This window comes from Paenibacillus periandrae, from assembly GCF_022458865.1.
Classification (GTDB): Bacteria; Bacillota; Bacilli; order Paenibacillales; family NBRC-103111; genus Paenibacillus_S; species Paenibacillus_S periandrae.
Map to the genome: position 1 here is coordinate 79,512 of NZ_JAJNMU010000021.1, position 16,328 is coordinate 95,839.

At 44.3% G+C, this 16,328-nt stretch carries 16 protein-coding genes; 14 read left to right on the forward strand and 2 right to left on the reverse strand.

Annotated features, from left to right (window positions below; translation table 11 throughout):
• Positions 1-36: 36 nt before the first annotated feature.
• The 5 genes from LRL21_RS30980 (at position 37) to glnA (ending at position 5,515) form a co-directional block, all read left to right on the forward strand.
• The gene (locus tag LRL21_RS30980; RefSeq protein WP_240419636.1) at positions 37-1,032 is read left to right on the forward strand and encodes an AAA family ATPase; all 996 of its coding nucleotides are present in this window, start codon (positions 37-39) and stop codon (positions 1,030-1,032) included.
• On the forward strand, positions 1,029-2,351 hold the full coding sequence (gene hflX / locus LRL21_RS30985; protein WP_240419637.1) for a GTPase HflX: 1,323 nt from the start codon (positions 1,029-1,031) through the stop codon (positions 2,349-2,351). The genes LRL21_RS30980 and hflX overlap by 4 nt, the downstream gene beginning before the upstream one ends.
• A complete protein-coding gene (locus LRL21_RS30990; protein WP_240419638.1) occupies positions 2,344-3,594 on the forward strand; it encodes a methionine gamma-lyase family protein in 1,251 nt (416 codons plus the stop codon). The genes hflX and LRL21_RS30990 overlap by 8 nt, the downstream gene beginning before the upstream one ends.
• A gap of 95 nt (positions 3,595-3,689) precedes the next feature.
• Positions 3,690-4,103 carry a MerR family transcriptional regulator gene (locus LRL21_RS30995; RefSeq protein WP_076228527.1) on the forward strand — a complete coding sequence of 138 codons (414 nt, stop codon included), beginning with the start codon at positions 3,690-3,692 and terminating at the stop codon, positions 4,101-4,103.
• Between the two features lie 74 nt (positions 4,104-4,177).
• Positions 4,178-5,515 carry a type I glutamate--ammonia ligase gene (gene glnA / locus LRL21_RS31000; RefSeq protein WP_240419639.1) on the forward strand — a complete coding sequence of 446 codons (1,338 nt, stop codon included), beginning with the start codon at positions 4,178-4,180 and terminating at the stop codon, positions 5,513-5,515.
• Positions 5,516-5,702: 187 nt separating this feature from the next.
• On the opposite strand, the gene lexA is transcribed toward glnA, so the two are convergent.
• On the reverse strand, positions 5,703-6,326 hold the full coding sequence (lexA, locus tag LRL21_RS31005; protein ID WP_240419640.1) for a transcriptional repressor LexA: 624 nt from the start codon (positions 6,324-6,326) through the stop codon (positions 5,703-5,705).
• Between the two features lie 84 nt (positions 6,327-6,410).
• Between lexA and LRL21_RS31010 the strand changes: the two genes are divergently transcribed.
• From LRL21_RS31010 to LRL21_RS31030, 5 genes are all read left to right on the forward strand, one after another.
• Entirely contained in the window at positions 6,411-6,851 is a 441-nt protein-coding gene (locus LRL21_RS31010) for a LysM peptidoglycan-binding domain-containing protein (protein ID WP_240419641.1), read from the forward strand.
• 154 nt (positions 6,852-7,005) lie between these two features.
• Entirely contained in the window at positions 7,006-7,218 is a 213-nt protein-coding gene (locus LRL21_RS31015; RefSeq protein WP_076228530.1) for a DUF896 domain-containing protein, read from the forward strand.
• Between the two features lie 18 nt (positions 7,219-7,236).
• On the forward strand, positions 7,237-8,226 hold the full coding sequence (locus LRL21_RS31020) for an aldo/keto reductase (RefSeq protein WP_240419642.1): 990 nt from the start codon (positions 7,237-7,239) through the stop codon (positions 8,224-8,226).
• A gap of 24 nt (positions 8,227-8,250) precedes the next feature.
• The gene (locus tag LRL21_RS31025) at positions 8,251-8,763 is read left to right on the forward strand and encodes a hypothetical protein (RefSeq protein ID WP_240419643.1); all 513 of its coding nucleotides are present in this window, start codon (positions 8,251-8,253) and stop codon (positions 8,761-8,763) included.
• A gap of 15 nt (positions 8,764-8,778) precedes the next feature.
• The gene (locus LRL21_RS31030; protein ID WP_240419644.1) at positions 8,779-9,576 is read left to right on the forward strand and encodes an HAD family hydrolase; all 798 of its coding nucleotides are present in this window, start codon (positions 8,779-8,781) and stop codon (positions 9,574-9,576) included.
• 330 nt (positions 9,577-9,906) lie between these two features.
• On the opposite strand, the gene LRL21_RS31035 is transcribed toward LRL21_RS31030, so the two are convergent.
• Positions 9,907-10,449 (reverse strand): 1,2-dihydroxy-3-keto-5-methylthiopentene dioxygenase, encoded by a 543-nt coding sequence (locus tag LRL21_RS31035; protein ID WP_240419645.1) that lies wholly within the window; start codon positions 10,447-10,449, stop codon positions 9,907-9,909.
• 233 nt (positions 10,450-10,682) lie between these two features.
• On the opposite strand from LRL21_RS31035, the gene metH reads away from it, so the two are divergent.
• From metH to LRL21_RS31055, 4 genes are all read left to right on the forward strand, one after another.
• Positions 10,683-14,126 (forward strand): methionine synthase, encoded by a 3,444-nt coding sequence (metH, locus tag LRL21_RS31040; protein WP_240419646.1) that lies wholly within the window; start codon positions 10,683-10,685, stop codon positions 14,124-14,126.
• A gap of 93 nt (positions 14,127-14,219) precedes the next feature.
• Complete coding sequence (gene rnz, locus LRL21_RS31045) at positions 14,220-15,167, forward strand: ribonuclease Z (protein WP_240419734.1); 948 nt, start codon at positions 14,220-14,222, stop codon at positions 15,165-15,167.
• Between the two features lie 73 nt (positions 15,168-15,240).
• Positions 15,241-15,594: a CidA/LrgA family protein gene (locus LRL21_RS31050; protein ID WP_240419647.1), complete on the forward strand. Its 354-nt coding sequence runs from the start codon at positions 15,241-15,243 to the stop codon at positions 15,592-15,594.
• On the forward strand, positions 15,581-16,273 hold the full coding sequence (locus LRL21_RS31055; protein WP_240419648.1) for an LrgB family protein: 693 nt from the start codon (positions 15,581-15,583) through the stop codon (positions 16,271-16,273). Before LRL21_RS31050 ends, LRL21_RS31055 begins: the two co-directional genes overlap by 14 nt.
• The last annotated feature ends 55 nt before the right edge of the window (positions 16,274-16,328 follow it).

The window sequence follows — 16,328 nt, forward strand, 5'->3', positions numbered from 1 at the left end:
CGTATACTGCTAACACCAAGTAAAGAGGTGATATGCATGAGTGGACGTGTCCTGCCAACAGATCAGATCCAAATTACACAAAATGCTCATCAAATCAATGTGATTTTACGCAACTCGGAGCCCCTAACTGCGCCTAATTCCGAGCCTCAATTTCACGGTAAGCCATTGTCCCAGCAAGGTCATTTTGGGGAAATCATGAAAGAGCTTGACCGGATGGTCGGTTTGGAATCCATCAAGGAGCTTGTATTTGAAATTTATGCGCTGCTGCGAGTTGCCAGTTATCGGACTGATGCCGGTTTAACGGCGAATTCACAGGTGTACCATATGGTTTTTAAAGGTAATCCAGGTACGGGAAAAACGACTGTAGCTCGTATTATAGCAAAACTGCTGCAAACGATGGGTGTTTTGAGTAAAGGCCATCTTATCGAGGTTGAGCGCGCAGACATGGTAGGTGAGTACATAGGGCACACGGCACTGAAAACACGGGAAATGGTAAAAAAAGCTCTTGGTGGTGTGCTTTTTATTGATGAAGCCTATAGTCTGGCGCGCGGCGGCGAAAAGGATTTTGGCAAGGAAGCCATTGATACACTTGTCAAAGCGATGGAGGATCACAAAAATCATTTTATTTTGATTTTGGCAGGGTATTCCGAAGAAATGGATCAGTTTTTGCAAACCAATCCCGGTCTCCCTTCCCGGTTTCCCATCCATCTGGAGTTTCCTGACTACACGGTCGAACAGCTCATGCAAATTACCGAAATGATGATCAAGGAACGGGAATACGTATTGAATGCACAAGCTGAGAGCAAAATACGTCAGCAAATCATCAGCGAAAAACAGCAGAGTGATTCCGAGGCTTCTTTCAGCAATGCACGTTTTGTGCGAAATTTGATTGAAAAAGCGATGAGAAACCATGCCGTGCGTTTGTTGAACAGCCATGTCCAGCAGCCCAGTAAACAGGATTTAATGACACTTCGAGCCGAAGATGTCAAGCTGGAACGAAAACAATCAAAGGAGACCCATAAATATTTATGAAAACAACCACACATAGTATTGATCACGAATTGGAACGGGCTGTTCTTATGAGCCTTGTTACCCCGCAGCAAAAAAGAGAGCAGTCGTATTCTGCAGAATATTCCTTGGCAGAGCTTGTCAGCTTGGCTGAGACCGCAGGTGTTGAGGTGTTGACGACTTTATCGCAAAATAAGGAAAAGATTGACTCCAAATGGTTTGTAGGTAAAGGCAAAGCCGCTGAGCTCAAAGAGCTTATTGATGAGTATGGAGCCAATACAGCTATATTTGATCAGGAATTGTCCGGTGCCCAGGTGCGGAATCTGGAAGAATTTCTGGATGTGAAAATTATTGATCGAACTCAATTGATTTTGGATATTTTTGCTCAAAGAGCCAAAACGCGTGAAGGCATCATACAGGTCGAGCTCGCCCAGCTTAGCTATTTGCTGCCAAGGTTATCCGGTCAAGGCAAGAACCTGTCACGTTTGGGCGGTGGAATCGGAACAAGAGGACCAGGGGAAAGCAAGCTGGAAACCGATCGCAGACATATTCGTGATCGGATTGATGAGCTCAAGCAGCAGTTGTTTGAATTCGTCAAGCATCGTAATCTGCACAGAGAGCGCCGCAAGAAAACAGGTGTGTTCCAGGTTGCTATTGTCGGGTATACGAATGCCGGGAAATCGACACTTCTGCGTCAAATGACGGATGCTGATGTCTATGTGGAGAACCAGCTGTTCGCTACGCTTGACCCGACCTCAAGGATGCTGAAGCTGCCTGGTGGCAAGGAAATTGTACTGACGGATACGGTAGGATTTATTCAAAATTTGCCGCATGATTTGGTTGCCGCTTTCCGTGCTACTTTGGAAGAGGTTTGTGAAGCTGACCTTATTTTACATGTTGTGGATAGCTCCGCTGATATGCTGGAAACCCAGATGCATGTCGTTAAACAGGTACTTACTGAGCTCAACGCTCATGGGAAGGATCAGATTACATTATTTAACAAAATCGATCAGTGTACACCCGAACAAATCCAAATGCTTTCTACAGAGGGTGACTTCTTGCGGATGTCCGCTTATAATGAAAGCGATCTGGAACAGGTATGCGAACTTATTGAAGGTCGTTTAATGGGAGACAGCAAGAAGTTTCGGATTCCTGTGGAGAAAGGCGATATGATTTCATTAATGTACAGGATTGGCGAAGTCCTGGAGAATGAAGTGGAAGGCAATGATATGGTGTTTCAGGTGCGTATAGACAAACAGGAATACGAAAAAATCAGTCATTTGTTAACCTCTTATGCAACAGATCAGATACCGGATGAGGGAGAGAATGAGTTGTATGTTTAATGAACGCATAACGGCATGGATGGAGCTTGCCGAACAGCGGATTGAAGGTAAGTTTAAAGAGGTGGAACGGATCATTGATCAGAATCAGTGGAAGGTGATCCGTGCCTTTCAAAAGCATAAGGTCAGTGACTATCACTTCGCTGGCTCTACAGGCTATGGTTATAATGATCGAGGCCGCGAGGTACTGGATCTGGTGTATGCAGATGTGTTTGGAGCGGAGGCTGCCCTGGTGCGGCCTCATTTTGTGTCTGGGACCCATACGATCAGCACAGCCTTATTCGGTGTGCTGCGTCCAGGTGACGAGCTGCTGATGATCACTGGACGTCCCTACGATACTTTGCACAAGGTAATTGGACACCCTCAGGATGGCAAAGGCTCTTTACAGGATTGGGGAATCATCTATAACGAGGTTGCTCTGCTGGAAGACGGCAGCCCGGATTATGAAACGATTCGCAGCAGTATGACACCACATACCAAGGTTATCGGTATTCAGCGCTCGCGCGGCTATTCCTGGCGTTCTTCGTTCAACGTCTCGCAGATTGAAGAGATGTCCCGTTTTGTAAAAGAACTCAAATCCGATGTTATTGTTTTTGTCGATAATTGTTATGGAGAGTTTACGGAGCTTCAGGAGCCGACAGAGGTTGGCGTAGATCTGATGGCAGGTTCTTTAATTAAAAATCCTGGCGGCGGATTGGCGGCAACAGGCGGATATATCGCAGGTAAACACAAGTATGTAGAACTGGCTTCCTTTCGCTTGACAGCGCCTGGTATCGGCGGAGAAGTTGGAGCGATGCTGGATACTACCCGCGGCATATATCAAGGGCTGTTCCTGGCACCACATTTGGTGGGACAAGCGGTCAAGGGCTCCATATTTGCAGCTGCCGTATTTGAACAGCTTGGCTTTGTGACACATCCACATTGGAACGACAAGCGTACGGACTTGATTCAAGCGATTCAATTCACCAGTGCCGAGCATTTGATCGCCTTCGTTCAAGGTATTCAGCAAGCCTCAGCGATTGATGCACATGTGGTTCCTGAGCCTTGGGCTATGCCCGGCTATGAGCATCCGGTCATCATGGCTGCAGGTACTTTTATTCAAGGCGGGAGCCTGGAGCTGTCTGCGGATGCACCGATCCGTGAACCGTATATTGCTTATATGCAAGGTGGATTAACTTATTCCCATTGTAAATTAGGCGTATTAACAGCTCTGAATAGTATGATCGAACGAGGTTTATTAAAATAATGACTTATACTTTGCATGAACCTAACATAACTTGACACGTTTATGTAGGAAGAGTAGAATGGGGGTAGGTTTTAAGTACACAGAGGTGATGAATCGTGGCTGATGATATACGTCGGAATATGGCGTTATTCCCCATTGGTATCGTAATGAAGTTGACAGATTTAACAGCTAGGCAAATCCGGTATTATGAACAGCATGAGTTGATCATACCGGCTCGGACAGGCGGGAACCAGCGGCTCTATTCTTTTAACGATGTGGAACGTCTGCTGGAAATTAAAGACTTGATTGAGAAAGGCGTCAATATCGCCGGAATTAAGCAAGTCCTGCTGCCTATGTCCAAGGATTCAGAGGATGCAACTGTTCTTAATGAGCAATCGGAAGTTAAACGCAGAGAAATGACGGATTCACAGCTTCACCGGATGTTAAAGCAGCAGCTGCTTGGTGGAGGCAAACGTTTGGGACAGGTATCTCTGATCCAAGGCGAGCTATCCAGATTTTTCAAAAAATAAGCGCTTTCCAATGATTCAAATGCGGACTTATCAAAAAATGATAAAACTGCGCAACTTAAGGAGGAACATGCAAAGTGACTGAAAAGAATTATAAAAAAGAGGACATTATCAAGATTGCCAAGGAACAAAATGTAAGATTTATTCGCTTGCAATTTACCGACTTGCTTGGAACGATCAAAAATGTGGAAATTCCTATTAGCCAGCTGGAAAAAGCATTGGACAATAAAATGATGTTTGATGGTTCTTCGATTGAAGGTTATGTACGTATTGAAGAGTCTGATATGTATTTGTATCCTGATCTTAGCACTTGGGTCATTTTCCCTTGGGTGGTTGAGGATCGTATTGCACGTTTAATCTGCGATATTTACTTGCCGGATGGCAGACCTTTCCCTGGAGATCCGCGCGGAATCCTGAAGAATGCTCTTAAGGAAGCCGAGGATATGGGATTTACAGCAATGAATGTTGGACCAGAACCGGAATTTTTCCTATTCAAAACCGATGAAAATGGCAATCCTTCGATGGAATTAAATGATCAAGGCGGATATTTTGACTTGGCTCCTATGGATCTTGGTGAAAACTGCCGTCGTGAGATCGTACTGACTTTGGAGGAAATGGGCTTTGAAATCGAAGCTTCCCACCATGAAGTAGCGCCGGGTCAGCATGAGATTGATTTTAAATATGCGGATGCGATCAAAGCGGCCGATCAAATTCAAACGTTCAAGCTGGTAGTTAAAACGGTAGCAAGACAGCATGGCCTGCACGCAACTTTTATGCCAAAGCCATTGTTCGGTGTGAACGGATCTGGTATGCATGCTCATCAATCGCTATTTAACGGTTCCACGAACACGTTCTATGATGAAAGTGACAAGCTGGGTCTAAGTGCAACTGCAAGATATTATATGGCTGGCATTTTGCGTCATGCCCGTGCGTTCGCAGCGATTACCAACCCAACCGTAAACTCATACAAGCGTCTGGTTCCTGGCTATGAAGCTCCTTGTTATGTTGCTTGGTCTGCCAGCAATCGGAGTCCGATGATTCGTATTCCTGCATCCAGAGGACTAAGCACCCGTGTTGAGGTTCGTAATCCGGATCCTGCAGCTAATCCATATCTGGCATTAGCTGTTATGCTGAAGGCTGGTCTTGACGGAATCAAGAACAAAATGCAGCTGCCCCCGCCAACGGACCGTAACATTTATGTCATGACCGAGGAAGAGCGTGAGGATCAAGGTATTCCAAGTCTGCCGGTTAATCTCAAGGTTGCGTTGGAAGAGCTGCTGCGCGATGATGTTATTTGTGATGCGCTCGGTGATCACGCTCTGGCTCACTTCATTGAGCTTAAAGAAATCGAATGGGATATCTATCGCACTCAGGTACATGCATGGGAACGCGAGCAATACTTGACACTATACTAAAAATTAGTTCACCATATGAATTATTTCTTTTCCATGAATAGATAGATACATAAGCAGCTTTCCCCTAGTAGAAATTTTACTGAGGGAAAGCTGCTTTTTGTATGTGAGGACGCGATAGCAGCTATAGCAAAAAACCGACTGCCAGATAACCCTGACGTCGGCTTCAATAATTGCTCGATTATAATGACTATACGATGTCTCGGAACAAACCTACGACTCTTCCCAAAATAGTAACAGTCTTTAAACGAATCGGTTCCATAGTAGGATTCTCAGGCTGTAGACGAATATGATCCTTTTCCTTGTAAAACCGTTTGACTGTAGCTTCGTCATCCTCAGTCATTGCAACAACAATATCTCCGTTATTGGCGGTTTGCTGCTGTCTGACGATAACATAATCCCCATCGTTGATACCGGCGTCAATCATACTGTTGCCTTCGATGCTCAACATGAACACATTGTAATCGCCAACATAATGACTCGGAAGCGGGAAGTAATCTTCGATATTTTCCGTAGCAGTAATAGGAATACCGGCTGTAACACGTCCAATCAAAGGGACGCGAACAACGGATAAAGCAAAATTGCTGCCCTCTGTCAGGGTGCCGTCCGTAATTTCAATAGCTCTTGGCTTAGTAGGATCACGCCTTATGAGTCCCTTTTTCTCCAAACGCTCCAGATGTCCGTGCACTGTTGAACTGGAGGCAAGGCCAACTGCTTCACCAATTTCACGAACGGAAGGTGGGTACCCTTTATCTTTCACTTCATTCTTAATAAAATCCAGGATTGCCAATTGTCGAATGGATAGCTTGCTCATTAGGATCACTCCAATGCTTGGTAATAACTAGTGAGAGTATAACATAGAACCGGAGTTCGTACAAACATAAGTTCTAATTTGTAATTGACACAAACATTTGTTCGTGTTATTTTGAGAACAGAACAAATGTTTGGGGGCGCTGTTATGTATATGAATGAACAATTGTTATCAAAGAGAGAATCTGTTACCAGGGATGCTTCTGCCTTTCCGCTGCTTCTAGCTTCCATTATTCCTTATCGAAAAAAGCTCTTGAGATATGCAGTCTTGTTCGCAGCGGCGATCATCATTATTTTAATCAGCTTTTCTATTTCGCTTCTTGGCGGGGATCAGGGTGCTTATGCTTCCTCGGATCATACGCCGATTGAATATACGGTAGAAATCGTAAAGGGCGATACCTTATGGTCGATAGCCAGCAAACATGCACATAAAGGACAGGATGTCCGTGAATATATTTATAACCTCAAAAAGGCAAATGGATTAAAGTCAAGTATACTTCAAGAAGGACAAACACTTAGACTTCCTTGAAAAGTAGACTTAATTATGTATGTCGGAATTAATATTCTCACGCGCATTATACATAGAAACACCTCCTTGACTCTTGACAATGGTAGGCCATAATGTCAAAGTATACTTTGATGCATGAATCAAGCATTTTTGTAGAAGATCGGGAGGATTTTACATGGATAATGGAACAGAGCCATATATTCAACGAATCAATGAATTGGCCCGTAAAGCCAAAACAGTAGGTTTGACAGACGATGAGCTGGAAGAACGCAATGAGCTTCGCAAACGTTATATAGAAGCTTTTAAAGGCAATCTTCGCAGTCAGCTGGAGACCATCAAATTTGTTGATGAGGAACAAGAGGATAGTGACACGAACCAGCACAAATAATTAGGGGTGAATCATAGCGTGCAGTATCGAGTATTGGGCAAAAGCGGGGTTGTGGTTTCAGAGCTTTGTTTGGGGACCATGACCTTTGGCAATACAACCAGCGAGGAAGACTCAACGACCATGATTCACGATTTTTTGGATCAAGGTGGGAACTTCCTGGATACTGCAGATGTGTATGTATCGGGACGTTCTGAGGAAGTCGTAGGCAAAGCGATCAGTGGTCAACGCTCAGACGTAATTCTGGCGACTAAAGTACGTTTTGCGACAGGAAATAATGTTAATCATGTCGGCTTATCCCGCAAACATATTTTAGACGGTGTAGAAGCCAGTTTACGGCGTTTAAATACCGATTATATCGATTTATATCAAATGCATGTCTGGGATCAAATTACACCGATTGAAGAAACATTACGTACGTTGGATGATTTGGTGACATCTGGAAAAGTCAGATACATCGGATGCTCCAACTTTTTGGCGTATCAAATTATGAAATCCCTTGGGATCAGCGATTATAATCGATATGCCCGATTTATTTCCAATCAACCGCAATATAGTCTTGTGTCGCGTCAGATGGACAGGGAAGTGCTGCCTTTATGTATCGAAGAAAATGTAGGTATTATTCCCTGGGGACCTATCGGCGGCGGTTTTCTAAGTGGTAAATATCCTCGTGGTGAAGCACCGACAGAAGGCAGGCTCTCGTCTAAAGCAGGTGAAAGCAGCTGGATGCTGCGCAACTCGGAGAAAAATTTCCGTATACTTGAAGAAGTTCTTGCTGTTGCATCAGAAATAGAACAAACACCTGTTCAGGTGGCTTTAAATTGGCTCATACATAAAATGGGGATTACAGCCCCTATATTTGGTGCAAGGACATTGGAGCAGTATCATGAGAATATGGGAGCAGTTGGCTGGAAGCTCTCGACAGATCATTGGAACCGCCTGGATGCTGTGAGTGCACTTGAGGATGACTATCCATACCGATTTATAGAAAAATTCAAAAGAGAAGTGTAGCCGGTATATTAAAGGAGATTGCCTATGTCTCGCAAGTGGGAACGAATGGTCAAGAAGAATACGAAAGTAGTTAACAAAAGCAGGGTCAAGCATGGCAAACCAACGATCAGCCAAACCGTATCATCAGACGATTCGGTTACTATTAAAGGGCGTAATTGGACGTTATCGTTATTTTTATTTTGCGTAGGTATTTTTTGTTTTATAGCCTTTCAGAATACGAATCAGGATGAATATTTGTACTGGTTAACAGGTGGAAGTTATATGCTGCTGAGCTTATTCATGTTTGGTGTCAGACGCCCGCAGCTTAAAATTGGCAAAGACTTTTTGGGAAGCCGTCGATTTACAGGAGACAAAAGAGTGCCTGCTTCGGATATTAAAGAAATCGCATTATCTTCGGATGCCGTCATCATTTCATTGAAGAGCAGCAAAATCAGATGGTCGTTTACACGTTTTTATCATAGAATGGATATTTCAGCGATGTCCGAGCGGTTGAAGGAATTTGCCGCTAATCATGCAGTACCTTTGAAGGTGGAGTAGAAAGGGAGAGGCTCAATGGCTATTAAGGCAGTTTTATTTGATTTGGATGATACGTTATTGTGGGATGATCGTAGTGTGAAAGAGGCTTTTCAGGCAACATGTTTAGCGGCAGCGGAGCAAGTCGATGTTGACCCTATCGAACTCGAACAGGCGGTAAGACAAGAGGCTCGGAAGCTGTATGAGTCTTACGATACGTTTGCTTTTACAAAAATGATCGGAATCAACCCTTTTGAGGGGTTGTGGGCTAACTTTACAGAAGGTGATAATGAGAATTTTCGTAAACTGGAGCAGCTTGCACCTCAATATCGTACTGAATCATGGACCCTAGGTCTTAAAGCTTTAGGTATAGATAATGCAAAGCTTGGCTATGAGCTTGGGGAGAGATTCCCGATGGAACGCCGCAGCCGCCCAATTGTTTATGAGGAAACGTTTGAGGTACTGGATCAATTAAAAGGAAGCTATAAGCTGCTGCTCTTAACCAATGGGTCTCCGGATTTACAGAAGGAAAAACTGGCTGGTGTTCCTGAGCTTGCTCCTTATTTTGACCATATTGTTATATCGGGGAATCATGGAGAGGGCAAGCCTGCAACCTCGATATTCAATCATGCACTTGACCTGCTTCAGGTTACAGCTGATGAAGCGGTTATGATTGGTGATAAGCTCACAACCGATATTTTGGGCTCCAACCGGATCCATATGCGTAACATGTGGATTAATCGACATGCGCTGCAAAGAGACGACGAAATCATACCTGCCTTTGAGATTGTAAGTTTGCGAGATATTCAAGGTGTCATTGATTCCATAGGTTCATAAGTGTAAAAAAAACTATTAAATGCAATAAAAACCCGCCAGCGCTGAGTAACAGGCTGACGGGTTTTGTTCATAATATCAGAATTTATAGTTTTCAGCAGAGCTGAATATTCTGATATTGCAAGAAAAGCTACATTTAAAACACAGATGTAGCTTCACCGAATAGGCTTCGATCAGAAGCTTTACTTAAGAGATAAGAATTTATAAGTTTTCAGCAAAGCTGAAGGATTCTTATCTCGCAAGAAAAGCTACATTTAAAACACGGATGTATCTTCACCGAATTAGGCTTCGATCAGAGGCTTTTCTTATATTGTGTATATGGATAATATCATTTTATGCTTTCTGAAAGGACTCGTCTGCATAAGGGTGTGCGATCCAGCCATCAGTTTCAATAAACAAACGAATAGCAACAATTTGGCGATTGTCCATCAAAGTGAAAAAGTGAGCCTTGTGCTCGGGAACAGAAATAACATCCCCTGCTTCCAATTCGACATCAAAATATCCAACATCATCAGTACCTTTAATAATAAAAATACCTTTTCCTGAAACGATAGCTCTTACTTCATCCTCGGTGTGGGTGTGAACCTGTTCGAATTTGGTAAGCAGCTCCTCGATATTGGGTGTAGCCTCGGACAGAGCAATAACATCCCAGGTTCTGTAGCCCCGTCTTGCCGCAATTTCCTGAATTTCTTCGTCAAATGTCGACAGAATTTGCGCTTTATTCTCATCGGTCAAAATGAATTTCTCTTGTAGATCAGCAGGAAGCTTGTCGGCATTCCAATGCTCATAAAGTACCTCTTGTTTTTCCAAAAATGCGTGAACGTTACTTTCTCCAGAGATGCGTTCATTAGTATTGCGAATACGGATTTCAGCCACGGTCATCCCTCTTTCTATACACTTAATAAGTTTCTAACGTATATTATAATAGAATTCCGTGCTGCTGTCGATCTGTTTTGTTGATAATTCCGATATGAATAATAAGAAAATGTAAATTAATTGAACTATATTCGACCTCTGTCGAATTGTGTCCGCATTATCTTTTCATGATGACAGGTTTCTGGTACACTAAAGGTTACAATTGGACGGTTGCCGTTGAAAGGAAGATTAGCATGGGCAAAATACCTTTACAAGAACAGCTTAAGAAGAAAATTATGATTTTGGACGGTGCAATGGGCACAATGATCCAACAGGAAAACTTGACCGAGGAAGATTTCGGTAGTGAGGACCTGGATGGATGTAATGAAATTTTGGTAATTACACGTCCTGATGTCATTTCAAAAATACATGAGGCTTATTTTGCAGCGGGTGCAGATATTATCGAAACGAACACTTTTGGATCGACAAGTGTCGTTCTTGCTGAATATGATTTACAGGATCGAGCAAGAGAGTTGAATCTGGTAGCAGCCAGGTTAGCAGTTGAGGCAGCGAATAAATTCAGCACACCGGAGTGGCCGCGTTATGTTGCAGGTGCTTTGGGACCAACAACCAAAACACTTTCCGTAACCGGAGGCGTCACCTTTGACGAACTCGTTGACAGCTACTACGAGCAATCGGTAGCACTGATCGAAGCAGGCGTAGACGCAATGCTTCTTGAAACCTCGCAGGATACGTTGAATGTTAAAGCGGGTAGTATTGGTATTCGTCGTGCTTTTGAGACCACGGGTATCACACTTCCATTAATGATTTCCGGAACGATTGAGCCAATGGGCACAACGCTTGCGGGTCAAAATATTGAATCCTTTTATATTTCCCTAGAGCACTTAAATCCGATTTCTATTGGTCTTAACTGTGCAACGGGTCCGGAATTTATGCGTGATCATATTCGTTCCTTGTCTGAGCTGGCTACTACGGCTGTCAGCTGTTATCCGAATGCCGGATTACCAGACGAGAATGGGCAATATCATGAGTCCCCTGAATCCCTTGCCAAGAAAATGGCTGGGTTTGCCGAACAAGGTTGGCTTAATATTGCTGGCGGCTGCTGTGGAACGACACCTGATCATATTCGTGCTATGGCCGAAACTTTATCCCAGTATAAACCACGGGAGCACGCAATTTCTCACTTATCTGCAGTATCGGGCATTGAAACTGTCTATATCGAAGATGCAAATCGTCCCTACATGGTTGGGGAACGTACGAATATTTCAGGGTCCCGTAAGTTCAAACGATTGATGAAAGAAGGCAAGTTTGAAGAGGGCGCAGAAATAGCACGTGCACAAGTGAAGAATGGTGCTTATGTCATTGATATCAACGTACAGGATACCGATATTGATGAAGTGTATGCGATGGAGAACTTTTTGAAAGAGGTAGTCAAAAAGGTTAAAGTCCCTTTGATGATCGACTCGACTTATGACCATATTATTGAGCTCGGTTTGAAGTATTCACAAGGCAAAGCGATAATTAACTCTATAAACCTGGAAGATGGCGAGACCAAGTTTGAAGCTATTTTGCCGTTGATCCACCGATATGGAGCAGCTGTTGTTATGATTCTCATTGATGAGCGCGGACAAGCCGTATCACGGCAAGCCAAAATGGAAGTTGCTGAACGCTCCTACGAGCTGTTAACCAAAAAGTATGGCATGAATCCGGAAGATATTATTTTTGACCCGAATATGTTCCCGGTAGGTTCAGGGGATCCGCAGTATATTGGATCTGCTGTTGAGACCATCGAAGGTATTCGCATGATCAAGGAAAAATATCCTGAATGTAAAACCATACTTGGTCTTAGCAACATTTCCTTTGGTCTTCCGCCTGCCGGGCGTGAGGTTCTGAATTCGGTGTACCTATACCATTGTACCAAAGCCGGACTGGACTTTGCCATCGTTAATACGGAAAATCTGGAACGTTATGCATCCATTGGTGATCACGAGAAGGAACTTGCCGAAAAGCTGATCTTTGAGACTAATGATGATACACTTGCAGAATTTGTTGCTCATTTCCGTGAGAAAAAAGTCGATAAGAAAGAGAAAATCTCTAATCTTACGATTGAGGAGAGATTGGCGTCCTATGTGGTTGAAGGAACGAAGGAAGGCCTTGTAGCTGATCTGAACGAAGCTATGAATACGTATGCGCCGCTGGATATTATTAACGGGCCTTTAATGACGGGAATGGCTGAGGTAGGCAGATTGTTTAATAACAATGAGCTGATTGTAGCCGAGGTGCTGCAAAGTGCGGAAGTCATGAAAGCATCCGTATCCCATCTTGAACCGTTTATGGAAAAAGCGGACAGTGCCGTTAAAGGAACAATCATGCTGGCAACAGTTAAAGGTGACGTTCACGATATCGGTAAAAACTTGGTTGAAATTATTTTATCCAACAACGGCTACAAAATTATTAACCTGGGCATCAAGGTTCCGCCAGATCAAATTATTGAAGCATTCCGTAGAGAAAAGCCTGATGCTATAGGGCTGTCAGGTCTGCTCGTTAAATCTGCACAGCAGATGGTTATAACCGCTCAGGATTTAAAAACTGCTGGTATCGATGTGCCTATTCTGGTAGGTGGCGCCGCATTGACTAGAAAATTCACGAAAACACGTATCGCGCCGGAATATGAAGGTGTTGTTCTATATGCAAAAGATGCTATGGATGGTTTGGATATTGCGAACAGGCTGAGCGATCCTGTTCAGAAGCAGCAATTAATTGATGAATTGCGTGAAGCGATGGAATCCGATGTTAAGGAGTCCGGCAAGAAAGCAGAAGCCATGCCAGTCTTGACACGGGTACTGAAATCTACCATCGATCGTACTTTGCCCGTACAGGTACCTCCAAGTCTGGAGAGACGTGTCATTCGTGATTACCCTATAAGCCATGTGATGCCTTATATTAATATGCAAATGCTGCTTGGACATCATCTCGGTTTGAAAGGTAAAGTCGATAAGCTACTGGCTGATAAAGACCCGAAGGCGATTCAGCTCAAGGAAACCGTAGACGGGATTTTGGTAGAGGCTCAAAAAGAAGGCATTATCCGCGCTCATGGCATGTATCAGTTTTTCCCGGCGCAGTCATCGGGTGACGATATTTTCATTTATGACAAGGATGATTTAACAAAGGTACTGCAAAAGTTCTCCTTCCCAAGACAGCAGACGGATCCATTCTTCTGTCTTGCCGATTATCTCAAATCGACAGACAGCGGCGAAATGGACTATATTGGCTTTATGGTCGTTACAGCTGGTCACGGTATAAGCGAGAAGGCACAGGAATGGAGAGAAAAAGGCGACTACCTGCGATCGCATGCTCTTCAATCCACTGCGCTTGAAACTGCGGAAGCACTGGCCGAACGTGTGCACCAAATGATGCGCGATGTTTGGGGATTCCCGGATCCGGCTGGTATGACAATGGGTGAGATGTTTGGTGCCAAATATCGTGGACAACGCTTCTCCTTTGGTTATCCCGCCTGCCCGAATCTGGACGATCAGGAGCAGCTGTTTGCATTGTTGAAGCCAGAGGATATCGGCATTGAGCTGACTGAAGGCAGCATGATGGAGCCGGAAGCTTCGGTATCAGCCATTGTATTCTCACATCCGGAAGCACGTTATTTTAACGTGGATAAGGTCTAGGATATACTAGTGAAGGAGTGGGGTCATAGGGGCTCGACTCCTTCACTTTATGTAGAGAGATACAGCACGACATAGGAAATGGAGAAGATGAGCTTGGAAATATACTTTCTCGGTACAGGAGCAGGTATGCCTTCGAAAGAACGAAATGTGTCTGCGATCATTCTGAATCTGTTAGCCGAAAACAACAGCTATTGGATGTTTGATTGCGGAGAAGGGACGCAGCAGCAGATATTACGCTCTCCCATTCGGACAAGCAAGCTGGAGAAGCTGTTTATTACGCATCTGCATGGGGATCATTTGTACGGGCTGCCTGGGCTTCTGACGAGCCGTTCTTATCAAGGCGGTGATGACACGCTTACTGTTTACGGTCCTGAGGGTACAGAGTTATTTATCCGAACGGCTCTGGCTGTCAGTCAGGCTCATTTGACCTATGAGCTTAAGATTGTTGAATTCGCACCCGTGGATCAGCAGCTATTGTTTGAAGATAAGCAATTTGAGGTGTACATCGCTCCTCTTGTCCATCGGGTTCAGAGCTATGGCTACCGGATTGTAGAGAAACCGCAAACAGGCAGCCTGCAAGCGGATAAGCTGAAGGAGCTTGGAATCACTTCAGGACCCTTGTTTGGTAAAATCAAACAGGGAATGGATATAACCTTGGAGAACGGCACTTTACTTAGGGCAAAAGATTATATCGGACCTGATGTTCAGGGGAGAATCGTGACCATTCTGGGTGACACACAGCCCTGCCAATACTCACTGGAGCTTGCTCGTGATGCGGATGTACTTGTTCACGAGGCAACCTTTGCGGAGAGTAAGAAGCATCTGGCTGTTGCCTACGACCATTCAACATCTGTGGATGCCGCTCGCACAGCGCGAGATGCCGGCGCACATGCCTTGATTTTAACGCATATTAGCTCACGATATCAGAAGGATGAGGCTGCTCTATTAATTGATGAGGCTCAGCAGCTATTTGACGAGGTGTATTTGGCACGCGACCACTGGAGCTATGAGGTGCCGCGGGACAAACGGAGCCAAAATTAGCTTTTGATCTATTGTAAAGAAAGCTGTACGACGGTTTCCAATATGCTGTAGCTGCCTTTCGGAGGGATGCTGATTGTTAGGGTTTTCCATATTAATTGGATATTATGTATTGGGTTGGGTAATTCAAACCGGACTGCAGGTTCCCATCCCGGCTAATGTGATAGGGCTCATACTGTTTACGATGAGCCTTTTTTTTAAGATCATCAAGCTGGAATGGGTCGAAGCAGCAGGGGAGTTTTTAATCAAGCATATGCTATTATTTTTTATACCTTTTGTTGTTGGAACGATGGTTTTCTTTCCATATATAGGAGCCAATGCGGTTCAATTGCTTGTAAGCTTATTTGTAAGCACGATTGGAGTCCTTATGATTACAGGCTGGAGTGTCAAGCTCCTGAAGGGAAAGGAGAAAAGCAATGAGTCTCCATGACTTTCCGCAGCAGCCTATGTTCGGTTTAGCGCTATCAGTTATTGCTTATGCGATAGCTCTCCGATTAAACCAACAATGGAAATGGCTTCACCCACTGTTTATCAGCTCAGGCCTTATTATAGGATTTATGCTATGTGCACATATTCCTTATGAATCGTATCGTCTTGGTGGCGATTTTCTTGTTTTGCTGCTTGGACCTGCAACGGTTGCTTTGGGTATTCCGATCTATAAAAATGCTCGGCGCATCCGTTCCAGTCTTGTTGCCATCATGAGCGGAATCACAATAGGTTCCATTGCTGCTCTACTGTTGTCAGGGGTTCTCGTATGGAGTCTCGGAGGTACGGCAGAGCTGATGGTGACCATGATGCCAAAGTCAGTAACGTCACCGATTGCACTTGAAATCTCGCGTAAGGCTGGTGGTATTCCTGAATTGACCGCAGTACTGACCGTATTGACCGGATTGTTCGGCAGTATGTTTGGACGCAGTTTGCTGCGGCTGGTTGGTGTTCGTGACGACATATCCATAGGAGTAGCCATGGGCACCTCGTCCCACGGAATCGGTACTGCCAGGGTTATTAGAGACTCCGAGCTTCAAGGCAGCATTAGCGGATTTTCAATGGGAGCGGCTGCGATTATTACTTCGCTATTATTTATTCCTTTATATGGTTGGCTGCAATAGTGGCAATCTGAAAACCTCATTGATTTGAGGTTTTTTTGTATGTTCAAAACCTTAC

Excerpts from the sequence above, each read along its gene's own strand:
- LRL21_RS30980 (WP_240419636.1), top strand. The coding sequence starts at position 37 with ATGAGTGGACGTGTCCTGCCAACAGATCAGATCCAAATTACACAAAAT.
- hflX (WP_240419637.1), top strand. The coding sequence starts at position 1,029 with ATGAAAACAACCACACATAGTATTGATCACGAATTGGAACGGGCTGTT.
- LRL21_RS30990 (WP_240419638.1), top strand. The coding sequence starts at position 2,344 with ATGTTTAATGAACGCATAACGGCATGGATGGAGCTTGCCGAACAGCGG.
- lexA (WP_240419640.1), bottom strand. The coding sequence starts at position 6,326 with ATGAGCAAGCTATCCATTCGACAATTGGCAATCCTGGATTTTATTAAG.
- LRL21_RS31015 (WP_076228530.1), top strand. The coding sequence starts at position 7,006 with ATGGATAATGGAACAGAGCCATATATTCAACGAATCAATGAATTGGCC.
- LRL21_RS31025 (WP_240419643.1), top strand. The coding sequence starts at position 8,251 with ATGTCTCGCAAGTGGGAACGAATGGTCAAGAAGAATACGAAAGTAGTT.
- LRL21_RS31030 (WP_240419644.1), top strand. The coding sequence starts at position 8,779 with ATGGCTATTAAGGCAGTTTTATTTGATTTGGATGATACGTTATTGTGG.
- metH (WP_240419646.1), top strand. The coding sequence starts at position 10,683 with ATGGGCAAAATACCTTTACAAGAACAGCTTAAGAAGAAAATTATGATT.
- LRL21_RS31055 (WP_240419648.1), top strand. The coding sequence starts at position 15,581 with ATGAGTCTCCATGACTTTCCGCAGCAGCCTATGTTCGGTTTAGCGCTA.